Genomic DNA, 18,857 nt, shown 5'->3' with positions numbered 1-18,857 from the left:
GACACACATGAAAAAAATAGATGCAGTAATTTTTGATATGGACGGAGTATTAATAGATTCAGAAAGAATATCTTTTAATTGTTACCAAGAAATTTTTAAAGAATATAAGTATGAAATTGATGAATTGTTTTACTTAAAGATAATAGGGAGAAATATTATAGGTATAAAGAAATTAATGGAAGATGAATATGGAGAGGATTTTCCGTTTGAAGAAATATATAAAAAGAAGTCTCAATTAGCAACTGAAGTAACTAATAAGAATGGTGTGATAATTAAACCTGGAGTACATGAGATAATGGACTATTTAAAAAAAGAAAACTATAAAATAGCAGTTGCTACTTCTACGAGAAGAGAGAGAGCTCTTGAGCTATTAGAGAAGGCTAAAATCAAAGGAAAAATAAATTTTGTAGTTGGTGGTGATGAAGTAGAACATTCTAAGCCCAATCCGGAGATTTTTTTAAAGGCATCAAAAGGGTTAAATGTAGAACCGGAAAATTGTATAGTTATTGAAGATTCAGATGCAGGAATTATAGCTGCTCACTCAGCAAAAATGACTGGAATACATGTACCGGATATGAAGCAGCTTGAGGAAGAAAATAGACAGCTTGCATTTAAAGTTTGTAAAAGTCTAAATGAAGTAATGGAACACTTAAAAAGCATTAAAAGCTGATAAAATTAGATCATATGAAAGGAAAACAACCAATGGATGATAAAATAATATATTCTTACTGGGGAATAAGTTTAGAATGTGAAATGATAAAGCAAAACAGTAATGTATTAGTTGTTTTATTACCAGGGATAGGTTATTCACTAGATAGGCCTCTGTTGGATTATTCTAAAAAATTAGCTTTGCAATTAGGTTATGATGTACTTCCTATAAAATATGGATTTCAAATTGCAGGTAAAAAATTAGATAGAGAAAACGAGCTTAAGTATATAATACAGGAATCAATGGGTATTTTTAAGATAGCTATGAATGATGATTATAAAAAAGTAATTTTCATATCAAAAAGCATAGGAACAATTGTACATGCCTGCCTTTGTAATAAGGTTAAAACTTTAGAAATTAAAAATATCTACCTAACTCCTATTAATGAAACCTTAAATTATGGAATTGAAGAAGATTCCTTAATTATTACAGGAACAATGGATCCGCTGATAAATAAAGAAACAGTTAAAGAAATTAAGAAAATTAAAGATGTGAGTGTAATCCAAATAGAAAATGGGGATCACTCATTAAATATAAAAAATGATGTATTAAGCAGTATAGAAGTCCTTTGTAAGGTTATAGAAGCTGAGAAAAAATACTTGAATGATTTAGAAAGTTGGATTACTAAAAATGTATAGTGTCATATGTCCTATGATAAACATTCTCTATTCTTTTATAGTTTCAAATATATATACAACATTTACTAGACTTACTGAATATCTACATTAGAAAGTAGAAACATTTTTGTGCAGTCGGCATTTAAAAATAAGCTGTTGAAGGTTCTTAATAGGTGGTTGTTCCGCTTTAGCTTGTCACATTGAATAATGGGAACATGCTAAAGTGGGTGCAACCACCTTTTAGAACCTTCCAGCGAAATTTTTATAGTCCGACGAAATAAAAATGTTTCTAATTTCGGTTGATTGCATGTGAGTCTAGAACTACATGTTGTATATTCATAAAAACTATTGATAAATCATTTTTGGCTGGATAACTTTTGGGTCGTAGCCGTTGTTTTTTAGTGCTTTAATGATTGCTTCTTTATGCTCATGGCCGAAAGTCTCCATTGTGATATCAAGTTCAACAGCACTGTTTCGGTTTATGCTGACAAATTGATTATGATCAAGTTTGATAATATTACCTTGTGCTTCTGCAATTACTTTAGATACATTTGTTAATTCTCCCGGCTTATCTGGAAGTAAAACAGAAAGAGTACAAATACGTTCTCTTTCGATAAGGCCATGTTGTACTAAAGATGCAAAAGTGATTACATCCATATTACCTCCACTTATTATTGATACGATTTTTTTATCTTTGACATCTAAGTGTTTTAGAGCTGCAACTGTTAGCAAACCCGAATTTTCCGCAAGCATCTTATGATTTTCAAGCATATCTAAAAATGCTCCGATTAATTCATGATCTTCAATTGTGATAATATCATCGAGATTTTGCTTTATGTATGGAAAAATCTTTGAACCTGGAGTTTTAACCGCAGTACCATCTGCAATTGTATCAACTGCATTTAGCGTTGTTACTTCTCCGTTTTTCAATGAGACTTGCATGCAATTAGCGCCAGCTGGCTCGACACCAATAACTTTTATATTAGGGTTAAGAAGTTTTACTAATGTAGAAACTCCGGTAGCTAATCCGCCACCACCAATTGGAACCAAAATAATATCTACGGTAGGAAGTTCTTTTATAATTTCCATAGCTATGGAACCTTGACCAGTTGCTACTTCTAAATCATCAAAAGGGTGGATAAAAGTATATCCTTTTTCTTCAGCTAGCTCTAATGCATAGTTGCAAGCTTCGTCATAAACATCTCCGTGTAGGATTACTTCAGCACCATAGGCTTTTGTACGATTAACTTTCATAAGTGGAGTGGTGGTTGGCATTACAATTATTGCATTTGTATTATATGCTTTTGCTGCATAAGCGACACCTTGTGCATGGTTACCTGCTGAAGCTGTTATAAGTCCTTTATTTCTATCTTCTTCAGAAAGAGTGCTAATTTTGTAGTAAGCCCCTCTAATTTTATAGGCACCTGTTTTTTGCATGTTTTCAGGTTTTAAATAAACTTTATTTCCTGTAATATCTGAATAATAATCACTATAAACTAATTTGGTTTTTAAAATAACTCTTTGAACAACTTCATATGCTTCTTCGAATTTATCTAATGTCATCATTTTTAAAATATCCCCTTTATGTATGTAAATTGCTTTTTCGCTAATAGTTTTATGATAACATGTTAGTATTTTATGTCAAGTAACACTTTGTTTTATAGATAAATAAAGGAAGATGCATTCTCCCTGCAAAGGGTGCATCTTCCTTTAGATTTTTTTAGTGACCTTTGTGTTTTTCAAGCTTTTTCTTCTTTTTTAGTAAAAACTTTCTTTCTTCCTCTTGTTCTTTTTGTTCCTTAGATTTTACCTTTCGCCGAACCTTAGATTGTTCATGTTGAAGTTTTAAAGCTAACTGAGCTTTGGTGCCTATTCCATTTAAAGCTGTCTCTTTTTTTATTTTTCTTTGCAATCTTTTTGGGTTTTGTCTTTTCTCAATAAGCTTGTTTTCAATAGAAAATAGTGAGGTACTAAAGTTTAGTGAATAAAACCTATTTAGAACAAATTCATAAGTTTCTTCCTCTCTTGGTTCAGCTCCAAAAGTAACTTTACATACATTATATTTACCATCTTCAATAATTTCAAAAACACCAACCCAAAATGGTTCGTTAAAAAGAACAGTTAATTTAATTTTTGATGTCATAATGAAAATCCTCCTGTTTTAGTTATAACTTTATAGAGAACGGACAACCCCAGGAGGGCAGGTTACTGCTATATTAAATTTTAATGATTAAATATAGGTTCTGACTACCAACAGAAACTGTGTTTTTATCTCTTAAGCATAATTATAACAAAGGATAATATTTATGAAAATAATATTTATGAAAATAATAGTTAAGTTTTTAGATATTTAGTAATTTTGTGATGTTTTCACCTAAAACAGCATTAGCAACGTACTGATCTTTAGATAATTTTTTTATGGTTTCTATTGATAATTCCAAATCTCCGTAAGGCATGTCTACCCCAAAGATACATTTTAGAGGAATCTCATTTATTGTAATTTTTAAAACAAGTGTAGAAAAATATGCTGAGGTATCAAGATATAAATTTGGTATTTCCTTTGAAAGTTCTATGGCGGTCAACCAATTGCTTCCGCCCATATGACCCATTATTATTGGAATTTCAGGATAGGCTTTTCCTAATTCGGCAATTTCATTAATGTCTTGTAAAACTAAAGGATTAAATGCATGTATCCAAATTGGTAATTTTCCAAAGTTTCTGGAAGCTTCGAAAATAGGTGCTAATGTTTTTATCTTTCCACTAGGAAGTGTGAACTCACCTAGACCAATAAAATTATTTTTTATTACATGTTCTTGGATATATTCGCTCGTATCATTAGAATTTAATCCTATAGGAACAGAACCAAATCCAATATATCTATCTGGATGCGCTTGAACTATTTTCTTTAGTTCATTTGCAGATTTAAGTTTTATATCTGATGAATATTTTTTTTCGCCAGAGACGATAGAATTTAAAATTTTCATTTCATTTTTAAGGCTTTCTAAATTATCTGCTTTTTCTGGGTGTATTGTTGTTGAGAATAATATTGTTTTATCAACTCCTGATTTGTTCATTAGTTCAATGTGATCATTAACTGGTAGGTTTACGTGTGAATGTCCATCAATAATCATCTAAATCACTCCTTTTAATTTTGTTCTTAGCTCACTTTCAGTATATATAAATAATAAATAAATAAAAGTATGCACTTTTTTGTGATATACTATCATAAAGGAGAGTGACTAAGCGTTGGAAAAAATCTGTTATGTAAGCAATAAAGAGCCGTTTGAATATACTCTGTCTGTAATAAGTGGAAAATGGAAATTAAAAATTATTTATCTACTGGCTTGTGCAGGTACGGTAAGGTATGGATTTTTAAAGAAGAATGTTGAAGGAATTACACATAAGATGTTGAGTTCACAATTGAAAGAATTAGAAAGTCAAGGTATTATATTTAGAAAAGAATTCCCTCAAATTCCTCCAAAGGTAGAATACTCACTTACTAAGAAGGGGGAAAGTCTTATTCCGATTGTAAGAGATATTTGTGATTGGGGTAAAAGAAACATATAAGTATCTATATATGTTGTAAGTGCAGAAAAATAAAAAGAGCTAGCTGTTTAATCTAACTCTTTCATTTTAAAAATATTATATTATTTTAGTTGTCCAATCTTCACAATTCCAAGTTTCTGTAATTATATCTCTATAAAAATCAGGCTCATGGGATACTAAAAGAATTGTTCCTTTATATTCTTTAAGAGCTCTTTTTAATTCATCTTTAGCATCAACATCCAAATGGTTAGTAGGTTCGTCTAAAATTAATATGTTTGTTTCGTTATTAATTATTTTGCAAAGTCTTACTTTTGCGGCTTCTCCTCCAGATAAAACTCTTATTTGAGATTCTAATTGTTTAGTTGTAAGTCCGCATTTAGCAAGAGCAGCTCTTATTTGATATTGAGTATACCCAGGGAATTCTTGCCATACTTCTTCTATGCAGGTATTGCTATTGTTGCCCCTGTCTTCTTGTTCAAAATAACCTATGTATTGATAATCACCTAAATGAACTTCTCCGCTTAATGGCTTTATTATACCAAGTAAGCTCTTTAAAAGAGTTGATTTACCAAGTCCATTTGCCCCAACTAATGCTATTTTTTGTCCTCTTTCCATATATAAATTAAGTGGTTTTGTAAGAGGAGAGTCGTAGCCTATAACTAGGTCCTTAGTTTCAAAGATTACTTTACCTGAAGCTCTAGAAGCTTTAAAATTAAATTCAGGCTTTGGTTTTTCCTTTGAAAGTTCAATTACATCCATTTTATCTAACTTCTTTTGTCTAGATTTAGCCATATTAGCTGTAGCAACATTAGCCTTGTTTCTAGCTACAAAGTCTTCAAGTCTTGCAATTTCTTTTTGCTGTTTTTCATAAGCGGCTTCTAATTTCTTTTTATTTTCTTCATATATTCTTTGGAATTCATCGTAATTTCCAACATATCTTGTAAGCTTTCTTTCTTCCACATGATAAATTAAGTTTACAACAGAATTTATAAATGGCACATCGTGGGAAATTAATATAAATGCATTTTCATACGATTGTAAATATCTCTTAAGCCATTCTATATGTTCTTCATCTAAATAGTTTGTAGGCTCGTCTAGAAGTAAAATATCAGGTGATTGCAGCAACAGTTTACCTAAAAGAATTTTAGTTCTTTGTCCACCAGATAAATCATCAACATCTCTATCTAATCCTAAATCTAAAAGTCCAAGACCCTTTGCAACTTCTTCAACCTTAGGATCAATTACATAAAAACCATTATGATCGAGCATATCTTGTATTACAGCTGTCCGCTCGAGCATTTTATTTAATTCATCTTCACTGCAGTCGCCCATTTTTTCGTATAAAGAGTTCATCTCTGCTTCTAAGTCAAAAAGATATTTAAAAGCATCTCTTAATGCATCTCTTATACTTTGTCCTTTAGTTAAAGCAGCATGCTGATCCATATATCCAACTCTAACATTATTTGACCAAATAACCTTGCCTTCATCAGGCATAAGCTTCCCAGTTACTATATTCATAAATGTTGATTTTCCTTCGCCATTAGCTCCAAGAAGACCAACATGCTCACCTTTTAACAACCTAAAAGAAACATCTTCAAAAATAGCTCTATCTCCAAATCCGTGATTCATATTTTTTACAGTAAGTATGCTCATTAATATCCTCCTAAAATATAAATAGTATCTTTAATTCTACTCTAAAATAGTTTAAATGATGAAAAGCTAATATGTCAAAGTAAATTTCTAAAATTATGCTATAAACATATTGTTAACTCTTATAAATTATAAAGTTGACAATATGTAAATGTTAATACTATAATCTATTTATAAATTATTTAAATAAAAGCTCTATTTATAAGTAAAGCTTATTTAGAGAGTAAGAAAATTAAGCAATATTTAAAAAATGAATTGTTAACTTCAAGGGGGATTATTATGAAAACAAGAGAATTAACTAAGATGTCAATTTGCATTTCACTATTATGCGTATCAGCATATATATCATTTCCGCTTCCATTTACTCCAGCTATGGTAACTGCATTAACAATTATGGTTAATTTAATAGGATTAGTTTTAACACCTAAACAATCTGCTATTGTAATGGGTGTATATATTTTGCTTGGAATTTGCGGAGTACCTGTTTTTGTGGGTGGAACAGCAGGGCTTGGAAAAATTTTTGGTCCAACAGGTGGGTTTATTTTAGGATTTTTAGTTGCAGCACCTGTTATAAGTTTATTGAAAGGAAAGAGCAATGATATAAGAAAATATTTAATGCTTACAATATTAGTTGGAATGCCTATTATTTACATATGTGGCGTATTTACAATGAGGTTATATTTAAAAAATGATATAGCATCAACTTTAATGTCAGCAGTAGTACCATTTATTTTTGGAGATATTTTAAAATGCATTGTCAGTAGTGTATTAGCTATAAAATTAACTCAAACTTTAGGTAGTGTAGTTAATGCCTAAAGTTATATAAAACATATCTTGATATAAGAGGAGAATCATATTTAATGAAAGAAGTTTACATTCTTGGAGGATTAAGAAGTCATATTGGACTTAAAAATGGAATATATAAAAATATATTGCCAGAAATACTGGGCTCAGAAGTACTGAAAGCGTTAATTAATAAGTATAATTTAACAAATGTTGATGAAATAATTTGTGGAAATGCAGTTGGAACAGGAGGAAACATCACTAGACTAATGGCTTTAAATGCTGGAATTTCAGAAGAGGTTCCGGCATTTACAATTGATATGCAGTGTGCGTCAAGTAGTGCCAGTATTGATATAGCATTTTCTAAAATTAGCAGTGGACAAAGTGATTTAATTATTGCTGGAGGTTTTGAAAGCAGTTCCACTCAGCCTATTAGAGCTTATAATAAGAATGATTTAAGGTATAATGAGGAAAATCCTAATTTCACTGTAGCACAATTTTCACCTGGTGAGATAGGTGAAGATGTAATGTTACAAGGAGCTGAAAGAATTATTCAAAATGAAAATATAAGTAAAGAGGAACTTGATTTTTGGACTTTAGAAAGTCATAAAAGAGCTAAGAAAGCTAAAGATGAAGGGAGTTTAAATGATATAATTTTTTCTGTAAACAAAAGTTTTTGTGATGAAGGAATAAGAGAAAAAATAAATCAAAGATTACTCGATAGAATGAAACCACTATTAAATGAAGGTGGTAAACTTACAGCAGGAAATACATGTCTAATCAATGATGGAGCAGCATTTGTAGTATTGTGTTCAGAGGAGTTTTTACTGAGAAGCAGAATGAAACCGAAAGCTAAAATTATTAAAACTACTTTATGTGGAGGCAATCCTTTGATTAGCCCGGCTTCTACTATAAAAGCAACAGATAAACTTCTTGAATCAGTAAACTTAAAGTATACAGATATTTCTGCGTTTGAATTTAACGAAGCATTTGGTGTTATTGATGTTATATTTCAACGCAAAAACCAACATTTAATTAATAGATATAATATATTGGGAGGTGCATTGGCATATGGACATCCTTATGGTGCTTCGGGAGCTATTATTATGTTGCATTTACTTAAAAGTTTAGAGAAAGTAGATGGAAAGTATGGAGTTTCTGCTATTGCGGCAGCAGGGGGAGTAGCTTCAGCTATACTTATAGAAATGGTGTAGAAATTAAAGAGGGAACGATAATGGATTATTTTAAATTATTAAAGGAAATGAGCAGGTTAAGAGAAAATAAAGATTTCCTTGTTATTGATGAAAAAAAATATACTTATGGAGAAGTGTATAATGCATCAAAGTTATTAGGACAAAAATTAAATAACATAATAAAGACTAGCGACTTAGAAGATAGTAAAAATAAATTATTAATATATTGTGATGATTTCTATTTTCAACTTCTAACATTTTTTGCTAGTAATTTTTTAAAGCAAATTCCTATTATTGCGCATAATAGTTTAAAAACAGAAACTATTATGAAGATAATAATACAAAACAATATACAATATGTTATTTCAGACAAATATTTAAAATTCGATAATGTAACGACAGTAGAAATTAATAGAGATATATTAGGATTAGGCTTTGAAGAAATATTGATATATAAAACTAACTTTTTAAGTAGCAATGTAAAAAAATTTAAAGCTTGCATGGGAGCACTTACATCAGGTTCTACAGATATTCCAAAAGTATTATATAGAACATATGAGAGTTGGTCAGATTTTTTTAAAATTCAAAACAAAGTATTTAAAATAAATTTAGATTCTAAAGTATTTATAAATGGAAGCTTAAGCTTTACAGGTAATTTAAATGTCGTAATGTCAGTTTTATATGAGGGAGGAACGATAATTTCTGTAAGCAATTTTAATTGTAAGAAGTGGATACTTGTGATTGATGAGGAAAAAGTTACAAACATATATTTAGTTCCAACAAAGTTGAAAATGTTGAATACATTTCTAAAGGAATCTGTGGATAGTGTTCGAAGCATTTTTACAGGATCACAATTGCTATTTGAAAAGACAGCAGATAAATTAAAGGAAAAGTTTCCAAATTCAGAAATTACATTATATTACGGAGCAAGTGAGCTAAATTACATTACATATTTAAATTATGAAGAAATTCGTTCTAAGCCTTTAAGTGTTGGAAGGCCGTTTCCAAACATAGATATAATTATCAAAGATGATTTTATTTACGTAAATACCAAATATCATGTTGAAGGCATGAAAAATCCATGTACAGTTTATGATATGGGCTATGTTGATAGTGAAGGTTATTTAATTTTTGAGGGAAGAAAAGATAATGTTATTAATAAAGGCGGCTTTAAAATTAGTGGAATAAAGATAGAAAATGAAATAAAGAGAATTAATGGAATAAGTGATGTGGCGGTAATAGGATATGATCATGATAATAAAGGAAAAGAAATTGCTGCATTTATTATTGTAAATAAAGATATTACAAAAAAGACTATTATAGAAAAATTAAAAATTAATCTTATGCCGATTGAAATTCCTAAGAAAATTATTTTTATACAAAATATGCCATTAAATAGTTCGGGAAAAATTGATAGATTTAAATTAATAGAGGATAACCTCCTAGATCATATATAGAAATTTCGAATAACTACAAAAAAACTTGAAAATCTTTAAAACAATCAAATTTTTACTAATAATATTCCTATTTTGGGGCAAACTTAATGTATAAATTTTATATAAATAATTTATTTAAATTTATAGCACTTATAAAAGATATACAATTTATATGAAAGGAGATATTGACAATGATGCATTTTACTAGAGAAATTAAAGAAAGAGCAGAAAGAATGGGATATGAAATGAAGGGTCTTGCTCAAGATATGAGTAATGAGGTAAGAAGCGTGACTGAGTTTATGAAAGAAAAAGCAGAAAAACTGAGTAATGAAATTAAAAATAGAATAATTCGATAAATAGAAAAGATAGCAATGTTGGAAGTTCAATAATTGCTATCTTTTTTGTATTGATTTAAAAGTAACATAAAAAAACAGAAATCATATTATATAGTGGACATGATTATATGGTCAGAAGACTACCTCGATCTATTAATTTTCCTTTTCTAAGTGAAATGGGTGTGACATCGTATTTAAAAAGAAATTTTTTGATTTCGGCTCCCCATTTGTAACTATCTAGATCACCAAAGAAAGCCATCTTATTATTAGAGATCATACCACCAACCCCGCCTATAAAGCCGTAATTTAGTGAAGGTAGTAATATATCTCCAGGAGGAATTAGTAGGATATCAAATTTATATTTTTTTAAAGCTTCAAAAATGCCTTTATCGCTAGTTATTAAAGCATTTTCAGTAACTGGAAGAATAGAGCATTTTGTATATCCCTGAGGAACGTTAATGTGTATTTTTGAAGCTTGAGATTTTAATAAATTTTCATCGCTAAACTTTAAGGTATGTATAAAATACTCTTTTAAGATTAAAGAATTTAAAATAATGTCTCCAGGATATTTAGAAGATAATGAATTTTGTGAAATTAAATAAGTTATATTATTTTCCTCTAAAATCTTAATAAAACTCTTTGAAATATTTTTTTGAATGATAATTTTATTACTAGATTTATTTTTTAGTGTGCTTAGTTGTATATCAGGATGACCGTTTATGGCTTCATAAACATCATCACATTTTGGCACTAATATTGGGTTTGTATTTAATTTTGAAAGGTTAAGCAGCTCTTCTTTCGTAATTCTATAGTCAACAAAACAATGCATACAATACTCCTTTGAAATAATTTAAGATATTTATTAATTTATTTTGAACTCAAAAGGTATGTATGTCAACTGATTGTTAAATTAGTGTTAAAAATAGATTATTATTGGTTAAAAAATAAAAAAATAAATTCTGCATATCCTGAATTTTTTAATACATACTAATATTAAGAAGGGAGTGAAATCCATGCTTATTTTAAAATTAGCTTATAGTGAAGACTTGAGTTTTTCCCGCGACTTACAAGAGCTAAGAGAATTACTAAAGAAAAAAGATATCTTAATAGGGTTTGTTGAAAGTATTGAAGGCAAAACTCATATAATTAAGATAATATGTGAAGAAGAATGCTATAATGAAAAAATAAAAGAAGTTATTAACTTATATGTTAGTAACATTTTATATAGAATAGTTATTGATAATTATAGAAAAAAGGAAATGTTTGAATTTATAACAGATAATTATTTTTTCTTAAAGCAAAGTGAAATATTAGAAGTAGAAGATGAAATAGTAAAAGTGCTAAAATATGAAGAAAATACTCCAAATGAAGATTCAATTTATTGTTTAAATAAGATAAACAACATGATCGAAATGATTAGAGATTGCATAAGTGAAAAACAAGAAATTAATATAGATGGTTTTATAACTTTTAGAATGAAGAAGCTTAGAAGTGACATAGAAAAAATTATAGATAAAGTAGTAGAAAGATATATGGTAGAAAAAGAATATAAGGAATTCATAAAACTATTAAAGTATTTTGTTGAATTACAGGAAAGTAAAATAGAAGAGATAAATATAATAATTGAGGAAGGAAATAATTATATTATAAGAGATAAAGAAGGTAAAAACTTATATTATGATTTTTATAATGAAGTAATAAATGAGCAAAATAAGATAGATTTAAACGTGGAAGATGTGTTAATAAGCGGACTTATAACAAATGCTCCTAAAAATATAAATATATATGGGAAAGAGAAGTGCACAAATAAAGAATTTTTAGATACAATAGAAAATGTATTTGAAAATAGAGTTACTTTTCATGAAGGTGATGTAGATTATAACTCAAAATTTATAATTGCAAAAAAATATTGACACGTATTAACAGAGATGGTATACTGATATTCGTTAAGAAGAAACAGCCGTTTCTCACCTACCAGTGTTAATTCTACTAGTTAGGTTATGGATATCTATTTATGCATGATGCATAATGTGTTGATAATGTTGAGACGGCTATATGGCCGTCTTTTTATTATGTATGTAATTTTTCGGAGGTGAAAAATATTAATAAAGATTTTTCTATGAATGAAGAAATAAGAGAAAAAGAACTTAGAGTGATTGGAAGTGATGGGGAACAGTTAGGTGTTATCTCATCAGCTGAAGCAAGAAGACTTGCAGAAGAAAAAGAAATGGACTTAGTAATGATTTCTCCTAATGCTACGCCGCCAGTTTGTAAGATTATGGACTTTGGTAAGTATATATATGAGCAATCAAAAAAAGAAAAAGAAGCTAAGAAAAAGCAAAAAGTTATAAGTATTAAAGAAATAAGATGCAGTCTAACTATTGAGGAACATGATATTGACATAAAAGCAAAAAATGCTAGAAAGTTCCTATTAGATGGAGATAAAGTTAAAATCACTGTCAGATTTAGAGGTAGAGAAATGGAACTTGCCCATATTGGACAAAAAATTCTTGATAACTTTGCTTCTAAATTAGAAGATGTCTGCCTAATAGAAAAACATCCTAAAAGAGAAGGCAGAAGCATGACAATGGTTTTAGGGCCTAAAAAGGCATAACTTGAGAGGAGGATTTTAATCATGCCAAAAATGAAAAGTCATAGAGGTGCAGCAAAAAGATTCAAAAAGACAGGTACAGGAAAACTTAAGAGAGCTAAAGCGTTTAAGAGTCACATCTTAACTAAGAAGAGTTCGAAGAGAAAGAGAAATCTTAGAAAAGCTGGATATGTTTCAGTAACACAAGAAAAAACTATCAAGAAATTATTACCATACCTATAAAATAGAGGTAGTGCAGGAGGTTTAAGTAATGGCAAGAGTAAAGAGAGCGAAGAATTCTCGTAAAAATCATAAAAAAGTTTTAAAACTTGCAAAAGGATACTATGGTGGAAAGAGTAAGTTATTTAAAACTGCTAATGAATCAGTAATCAGAGCATTAAGAAATGCTTATGTTGGAAGAAAGAACAAGAAGAGAGATTACAGAAGTTTATGGATAGCTAGAATTAACGCAGCTACAAGAATAAACAACTTATCATATTCAAAATTCATGAATGGAATCAAATTAGCTGGAATAGATATCAACAGAAAAATGTTATCTGAAATAGCTATAAATGATCCTAAGGCGTTTTCAGAATTAGTAGAAGTTGCTAAGAAACAATTAAACGCTTAATACATAAAATGCGGCTTAGGTCGCATTTTATTTTTATATATAAATATATGGCGTATATTTTTGTATGCCTATGATTTTGAGGTGTAATGCTTTGATATTTATAGAAAGTAAGGAAAACAACTTATTTAAGAATACAAAGAAACTTAAAGAAAGAAAAAATCGAAATAAAAGTAATAAATATATAATTGAAGGTTTTAGATTAGTACAAGAAGCATTTAAGGCAAAAGTACATATAGATTATTTGATTATTACTGAGGATGCAAAAGAAAAAATTGAGCAATACTTATTGGATTATATAGTAAATGATGATATAAAAATTTATAGAATGAGTGATAATTTATTTAAAGAACTTATTTCTACAGAAAACCCTCAAGGAATTCTTGCAGTTATAAATATGAATAATATGAAGTTAAAAGCTTATGGAGATTTTTATTTACTTTGTGATAAACTTCAAGATCCAGGTAATCTGGGTACTATAATAAGAACTGCACATGCGGCAGGAGTACAGGGAATTATATTAACAAAGGGAACTGTAGATATATATAATGAAAAGACAATCAGATCTACAATGGGATCTATATTTTACGTGCCTATTCATTATGATGATGAAAATTTATCTTTAGTAAATGAATTAAAGGGGAAAGGTTTTAATTTGGTTGTAACTTCCCTGGATACAAATAAAAACTTTTTTCAGGCGGATTTAAGAGGTAAAGTGCTTTTAACAGTTGGGAATGAAGGCAATGGAGTGAGCGGAGAAGTATTAGCTATGGCAGATACAAAAGTTAAGATACCAATGCCTGGCAATGCTGAATCCTTAAATGTTGCAATAGCAGCATCTGTTATTATGTATGAAAAAGTTAGGCAAAATGAAATATAAAAGTGTTAATTCATAAACTTAGAAAAGACTATTGATATTTTTAGGATTTATTTGTATAATTAGTTGTATTAATGAAATATTTAAAAACTGTGAATGAGAGAGTAGATATTAGAAAAGTTTTAAGGGAGAGAAGGTCGTGGACTGCAAACCTTCTTAAATAATATAATATTGAAGTTCACTCAGGAGTTCTAGCTGTGAAAAATTTAGTAGTGGCTGGCGGCAATGAAAGTCGTTAATTAAATTAAGTTGGGTACTTTTATTTAAAGTTCCAATTAGGGTGGTAACGCGGATTTTTCGTCCCTTTTATAGAGGGACGATTTTTTTATGCAAAAAAATCAATCCAGTATTTATTTTATACTGAATTTATCGGAAGGAGAACAATAATGAAAGAAAAACTTAAAGAATTGCAGGAACTTGCATTAAGTCAAATTGAAGCTGTAAAAAACAGCAGTGAATTAGAAGAAATCAGAGTAAAGTTCTTAGGTAAAAAGGGAGAACTTACTACAATATTAAGAGGTATGGGAAGTCTTTCAGCAGAAGAAAGACCAATAGTAGGGAAATTAGTAAATGAAGCTAAGGCTGCTGTTGAGGAAAAATTAGAAAGTGTATTAAAAATAATTAAAGATAAAGAAAAAGCAGAAAAGCTTGCTGGAGAAACTATAGATATTTCACTTCCAGGAAGAAAAAAAGTTATAGGTAAAAGACATCCTTTGGATTTAACTCTTCAAAGTATGGAAGAAATATTTATTTCAATGGGCTTTACAATTGAAGAAGGTCCTGAAGTTGAATTGGATCATTACAATTTTGAAGCTTTAAATATACCTAAAAATCATCCGGCAAGAAGTGAGCAAGATACTTTATATATCAATGATAATATAGTTCTTAGAACTCAAACTTCACCAGTACAAATTAGAACTATGGAAAATCAAAAACCACCAATAAAAATGATATCTCCTGGTAAAGTATATAGATCAGATTCAGTTGATGCGACTCATTCACCTATATTTTATCAAATGGAAGGTTTAGTTATTGATAAAGGAGTTACTTTTGCAGATCTAAAGGGAACTCTAGAGTTATTTGCTAAAAAGATGTTTGGGGATAAAGTTCAAACTAAATTTAGACCTCATCATTTCCCATTTACTGAACCATCTGCTGAAATGGATGCAACGTGTTTTGTTTGCGGAGGAGAAGGATGTAGAGTGTGTAAAGGAAGCGGCTGGATAGAGCTTTTAGGCTGTGGAATGGTTCATCCTAATGTACTTAAAAATTGTGGTCTTGACCCAGAAGTATATAGTGGATTTGCTTTTGGATTTGGAGTAGATAGAATGGTAATGTTGAAGTATGGAATTGATGATATAAGATTACTATATGAAAGTGATATGAGATTCTTAAATCAATTCTAAAATATAAGATATAGTACCCTTTGGTTAGAAATAAGGAGGAAGAAAGATGAAAGTACCATATAATTGGCTTAAAGATTATGTTGATATAAATGTTAGTCCTAAAGAATTAGGAGATAAATTAACTTTAACAGGATCTCAACTTGAGGAGTTAATCGTTCTTGGAGATGTAATTCAAAATGTAGTAACAGGAAAAATTACAAAAATTGAAAAGCATCCAGATGCTGAGAAGTTAAGTATTTGTCAAGTTAATATAGGAAGCGAAGAAATACAAATTGTTACAGCAGCAACAAATATGAAGGAGCAGGATGTTGTACCAGTTGCTCTTCATGGTTCTACACTAGCTGATGGAACTAAAATTAAAAAAGGAAAACTTAGAGGAGAAGTATCTAATGGAATGTTCTGTTCAGAAGAGGAATTAGGTATAGCGGGGGATGAACCTGTTCATGGATTAATGATATTGCCTGCAGATACTAAACTTGGAGATGATATAAAAGAAATTTTAGGGTTAAATAAAGCTATCTTAGATTTTGAAATAACTTCTAACAGACCTGATTGTTTAAGCATGGTAGGAATGGCAAGAGAGACAGCAGCAGCTCTTAGAACAGCTTATAAAATGCCTAATCTAGAATATACATGTAAGAACTCTAAAAACATAAATGATGAATTAACTGTTGAAATTAAAGATTCTCTTTGTAACAGATACATGGCAAGGGGAATTAAAAATGTTAAGATTGCACCTTCTCCAGGATGGATGCAGGAAAGACTTCTGGATGCAGGAGTAAGACCTATTAATAATATAGTTGATATTACAAATTTTGTTATGCTTGAAATAGGTCAGCCAATGCATGCCTTCGATAAAAGAGAAATTTCTACTAATAAAATAGTAGTTGAAAGAGCCATGGATAAAGAAAAATTTACTACACTAGATGAAATTGAAAGAGAGTTAGATGATTCAACCCTTTGTATTAAAGATGGAGATAAAACTATTGGTCTTGCTGGAATAATGGGGGGATTAAATTCAGAAATAAAAGAGGATACTACTGAGGTTATTTTTGAATCTGCTAACTTTGATGGCACTAATATAAGAGTAAATTCTAAAAAATTAAATTTAAGAACTGAAGCTTCTAGTAGATTTGAAAAAGATATTGACCCTAATTTAGCAGAGATAGCCCTAAATAGAGCATGTAGTTTAGTTTGCGAATTAAATGCCGGGGAAGTCATTGAAGGTACTATAGATGTTTATAAGAATAAGAAAGAAGTGAGTACTGTAACTGTTGACTCTAATTGGGTAAATAACTTCCTTGGAACAAATCTTTCTAAAGAAGAAATGAAGAGATGCTTAGATAGTGTTGATTTATTTACAGAAATAAAGGATGATACATTGGTTGTAACAGCATCAACATTTAGAGTTGATATTGCTATTAGAGAAGATATTGCTGAAGAAATTGCAAGAATTTATGGATATGATAATATTCCTACAACTATTTTTAAAGTTTCAACAGATAGAGAACCAAAATATAAAAAGAGATTATTAGATGATAAAGTTGTATTATTTGCAACTGGTAGCGGATTAAATCAATCAATAAGTTATTCTTTTGTATCGCCTAAGGTATTTGATAAAATAAATTTACCAAAGGATAGTAATCTTAGAAATGTGGTTAAGATAAAAAATCCATTAGGAGAAGATTACAGTGTAATGAGAACCTCAACTCTTCCGTCTATTATGGAAAGTTTAGGCAGAAATTATTCGAGAAATAATTCTTATGTTAGATTATTCGAAATGGGTAAAATTTATATTCCAAATGAAGATGATACAAAACTGCCAACAGAGAAAAATATGTTAACTATAGGTATGTATGGAGACTGCGATTACTTAGATCTTAAAGGTGTTGTAGAAAATATCACTGATGGTTTAGGAATAAAAAATGTTAAATATGAAAGAGAAAGTGAAAATGTAAGTTACCATCCAGGAAAAACAGCAAAGATTATTGTTGGTAGAAACAATGCGGGTACAATTGGAGAAGTTCACTTGGATGTTTGTGAAAATTACGGTATTGATGTACCATGCTTCGTTGCAGAATTAGATTTAGATGTTTTATATGAAAGTACTGATATGGATAAAAAATATAAAGCATTACCTAAGTTCCCAGCAGTGACAAGAGATATTGCACTTCTTGTTGACGAAAGTTTATTAGTTCAAGAAATAGAAGAGACAATTAAAAAAGCTGGTGGAAATTTAGTTGAAAAGATAGAATTATTTGATATATATAAAGGAAAGCAAATTCCAGAAGGTAAAAAGAGTATAGCATATGCTATTTGGTATAGAGACGAAAATAAAACATTAACTGATAAGGATGTAAATAAAGTACATGAAAAGATTTTAAAGTCTTTAGAATACAAACTTGGAGCTACATTAAGAGATTAGTGCTATTTAATAGTAAATTATAAGTAATAAGCTAAACTGCTTAAAAATGAAAGCAATTTTATTTTTAAGCAGTTATTTTTTTACTTTAAAAATAAAAAATATTCATTTTAGGAAGGAAAAATTGCATTTACATAGAATAAATATAGTAAAGTGGTTAAAAGTGGTGTAAAGTGGATTAAAATAGAGGGAATTTGTTAAATATTAAAGTGGGAGCTGAGAATATTGTTTATTGGGGAATACCAACATGCGTTAGATCCTAAAAATAGAATAATTGTTCCAGCAAAACTTAGAGATGGTCTTGGAAGCAAATTCGTTATTACAAAAGGTCTTGATGGTTGTTTATACGCTTATCCGCTTGAGGAATGGAAAATACTAGAGGAAAAAATGAAAACTTTGCCTTTAACAAACAAAGATGCAAGATCTTTCGTGCGGTTCTTTTTTTCTGGGGCTTGTGAAGTCGAGTTAGATAAGCAAGGAAGGGGATTAATTCCACAAAATTTAAAAGAATATGCAGGTATAGAAAAGGACATAGTAAGTATTGGAGTATTATCTAGAGTAGAAATTTGGAGCAAAGAAAAGTGGAATGAATACAATGAATCAAATATTGACTTTGATTCAATAGCAGAAAAAATGAATGATTTAGGAATATAAGGAGTTTTTAT

General features: G+C 29.5%; 20 protein-coding genes and 2 other annotated features. Of the genes, 15 read left to right on the top strand and 5 right to left on the bottom strand.

The genetic code is table 11. The features are described 5' to 3' along the window. The first annotated feature begins 7 nt into the window (after nucleotides 1-7). Together COL3_RS13530 and COL3_RS13525 are read left to right on the top strand one after the other, a co-directional pair. A complete protein-coding gene (locus COL3_RS13530) occupies nucleotides 8-670 on the top strand; it encodes an HAD family phosphatase (protein ID WP_008420836.1) in 663 nt (220 codons plus the stop codon). A gap of 14 nt (nucleotides 671-684) precedes the next feature. After that, nucleotides 685-1,347 carry an alpha/beta hydrolase gene (locus COL3_RS13525; protein ID WP_242982133.1) on the top strand — a complete coding sequence of 221 codons (663 nt, stop codon included), beginning with the start codon at nucleotides 685-687 and terminating at the stop codon, nucleotides 1,345-1,347. Between the two features lie 324 nt (nucleotides 1,348-1,671). On the opposite strand, the gene ilvA is transcribed toward COL3_RS13525, so the two are convergent. The 3 genes from ilvA to COL3_RS13510 form a co-directional block, all read right to left on the bottom strand. Continuing rightward, nucleotides 1,672-2,892, bottom strand: a complete 1,221-nt coding sequence (ilvA, locus tag COL3_RS13520) for a threonine ammonia-lyase (protein WP_008420832.1) — start codon at nucleotides 2,890-2,892, stop codon at nucleotides 1,672-1,674. A 154-nt stretch (nucleotides 2,893-3,046) separates the two neighbouring features. Continuing rightward, entirely contained in the window at nucleotides 3,047-3,469 is a 423-nt protein-coding gene (locus COL3_RS13515; RefSeq protein WP_008420830.1) for a YjdF family protein, read from the bottom strand. Between the two features lie 199 nt (nucleotides 3,470-3,668). Beyond that, a complete protein-coding gene (locus COL3_RS13510) occupies nucleotides 3,669-4,457 on the bottom strand; it encodes an amidohydrolase family protein (RefSeq protein ID WP_008420828.1) in 789 nt (262 codons plus the stop codon). Nucleotides 4,458-4,572: 115 nt separating this feature from the next. On the opposite strand from COL3_RS13510, the gene COL3_RS13505 reads away from it, so the two are divergent. Next, complete coding sequence (locus COL3_RS13505; RefSeq protein ID WP_008420826.1) at nucleotides 4,573-4,893, top strand: helix-turn-helix domain-containing protein; 321 nt, start codon at nucleotides 4,573-4,575, stop codon at nucleotides 4,891-4,893. 75 nt (nucleotides 4,894-4,968) lie between these two features. On the opposite strand, the gene COL3_RS13500 is transcribed toward COL3_RS13505, so the two are convergent. Next, nucleotides 4,969-6,525, bottom strand: a complete 1,557-nt coding sequence (locus COL3_RS13500; RefSeq protein WP_008420824.1) for an ABC-F family ATP-binding cassette domain-containing protein — start codon at nucleotides 6,523-6,525, stop codon at nucleotides 4,969-4,971. Nucleotides 6,526-6,801: 276 nt separating this feature from the next. Between COL3_RS13500 and COL3_RS13495 the strand changes: the two genes are divergently transcribed. From COL3_RS13495 to COL3_RS28815, 4 genes are all read left to right on the top strand, one after another. Further along, nucleotides 6,802-7,338 carry a biotin transporter BioY gene (locus tag COL3_RS13495; protein ID WP_008420821.1) on the top strand — a complete coding sequence of 179 codons (537 nt, stop codon included), beginning with the start codon at nucleotides 6,802-6,804 and terminating at the stop codon, nucleotides 7,336-7,338. Nucleotides 7,339-7,382: 44 nt separating this feature from the next. After that, nucleotides 7,383-8,519, top strand: coding sequence for a thiolase family protein (locus tag COL3_RS13490; RefSeq protein ID WP_008420819.1), 1,137 nt, complete (start codon nucleotides 7,383-7,385; stop codon nucleotides 8,517-8,519). Nucleotides 8,520-8,539: 20 nt separating this feature from the next. After that, complete coding sequence (locus tag COL3_RS13485) at nucleotides 8,540-9,955, top strand: AMP-binding protein (RefSeq protein WP_008420817.1); 1,416 nt, start codon at nucleotides 8,540-8,542, stop codon at nucleotides 9,953-9,955. A gap of 170 nt (nucleotides 9,956-10,125) precedes the next feature. Beyond that, nucleotides 10,126-10,290, top strand: coding sequence for a hypothetical protein (locus tag COL3_RS28815; protein ID WP_008420815.1), 165 nt, complete (start codon nucleotides 10,126-10,128; stop codon nucleotides 10,288-10,290). A gap of 103 nt (nucleotides 10,291-10,393) precedes the next feature. Here COL3_RS28815 and COL3_RS13480 read toward each other — a convergent pair whose 3' ends face one another. Further along, nucleotides 10,394-11,098: a DUF6873 family GME fold protein gene (locus tag COL3_RS13480; RefSeq protein WP_008420812.1), complete on the bottom strand. Its 705-nt coding sequence runs from the start codon at nucleotides 11,096-11,098 to the stop codon at nucleotides 10,394-10,396. A 184-nt stretch (nucleotides 11,099-11,282) separates the two neighbouring features. Between COL3_RS13480 and ytxC the strand changes: the two genes are divergently transcribed. The 8 genes from ytxC (at nucleotide 11,283) to mraZ (ending at nucleotide 18,846) form a co-directional block, all read left to right on the top strand. Continuing rightward, the gene (gene ytxC / locus COL3_RS13475) at nucleotides 11,283-12,182 is read left to right on the top strand and encodes a putative sporulation protein YtxC (protein WP_008420810.1); all 900 of its coding nucleotides are present in this window, start codon (nucleotides 11,283-11,285) and stop codon (nucleotides 12,180-12,182) included. Between the two features lie 29 nt (nucleotides 12,183-12,211). Continuing rightward, nucleotides 12,212-12,346 (top strand) — a sequence feature (ribosomal protein L20 leader region). Nucleotides 12,347-12,361: 15 nt separating this feature from the next. Then, nucleotides 12,362-12,883 carry a translation initiation factor IF-3 gene (infC, locus tag COL3_RS13470; protein ID WP_035282902.1) on the top strand — a complete coding sequence of 174 codons (522 nt, stop codon included), beginning with the start codon at nucleotides 12,362-12,364 and terminating at the stop codon, nucleotides 12,881-12,883. Between the two features lie 21 nt (nucleotides 12,884-12,904). Further along, the gene (gene rpmI, locus COL3_RS13465; RefSeq protein ID WP_008420806.1) at nucleotides 12,905-13,102 is read left to right on the top strand and encodes a 50S ribosomal protein L35; all 198 of its coding nucleotides are present in this window, start codon (nucleotides 12,905-12,907) and stop codon (nucleotides 13,100-13,102) included. Between the two features lie 28 nt (nucleotides 13,103-13,130). Beyond that, nucleotides 13,131-13,490, top strand: coding sequence for a 50S ribosomal protein L20 (rplT, locus tag COL3_RS13460; RefSeq protein ID WP_008420803.1), 360 nt, complete (start codon nucleotides 13,131-13,133; stop codon nucleotides 13,488-13,490). A gap of 91 nt (nucleotides 13,491-13,581) precedes the next feature. Continuing rightward, a complete protein-coding gene (locus tag COL3_RS13455; RefSeq protein ID WP_008420801.1) occupies nucleotides 13,582-14,367 on the top strand; it encodes an RNA methyltransferase in 786 nt (261 codons plus the stop codon). Between the two features lie 80 nt (nucleotides 14,368-14,447). Further along, nucleotides 14,448-14,672 (top strand) — a binding site (T-box leader). A gap of 78 nt (nucleotides 14,673-14,750) precedes the next feature. Then, entirely contained in the window at nucleotides 14,751-15,770 is a 1,020-nt protein-coding gene (gene pheS / locus COL3_RS13450) for a phenylalanine--tRNA ligase subunit alpha (RefSeq protein WP_008420799.1), read from the top strand. 46 nt (nucleotides 15,771-15,816) lie between these two features. Beyond that, entirely contained in the window at nucleotides 15,817-18,195 is a 2,379-nt protein-coding gene (pheT, locus tag COL3_RS13445; RefSeq protein WP_008420796.1) for a phenylalanine--tRNA ligase subunit beta, read from the top strand. Between the two features lie 222 nt (nucleotides 18,196-18,417). After that, entirely contained in the window at nucleotides 18,418-18,846 is a 429-nt protein-coding gene (mraZ, locus tag COL3_RS13440) for a division/cell wall cluster transcriptional repressor MraZ (protein WP_008420794.1), read from the top strand. Nucleotides 18,847-18,857: the final 11 nt, after the last annotated feature.

Source organism: Clostridium sp. LS, assembly GCF_002760435.1.
In the GTDB taxonomy this organism is placed as follows: Bacteria; Bacillota; Clostridia; order Clostridiales; family Clostridiaceae; genus Clostridium.
Note: the sequence above shows the minus strand (reverse complement) of the source record. Positions and strands in the feature narration are given on the sequence as shown.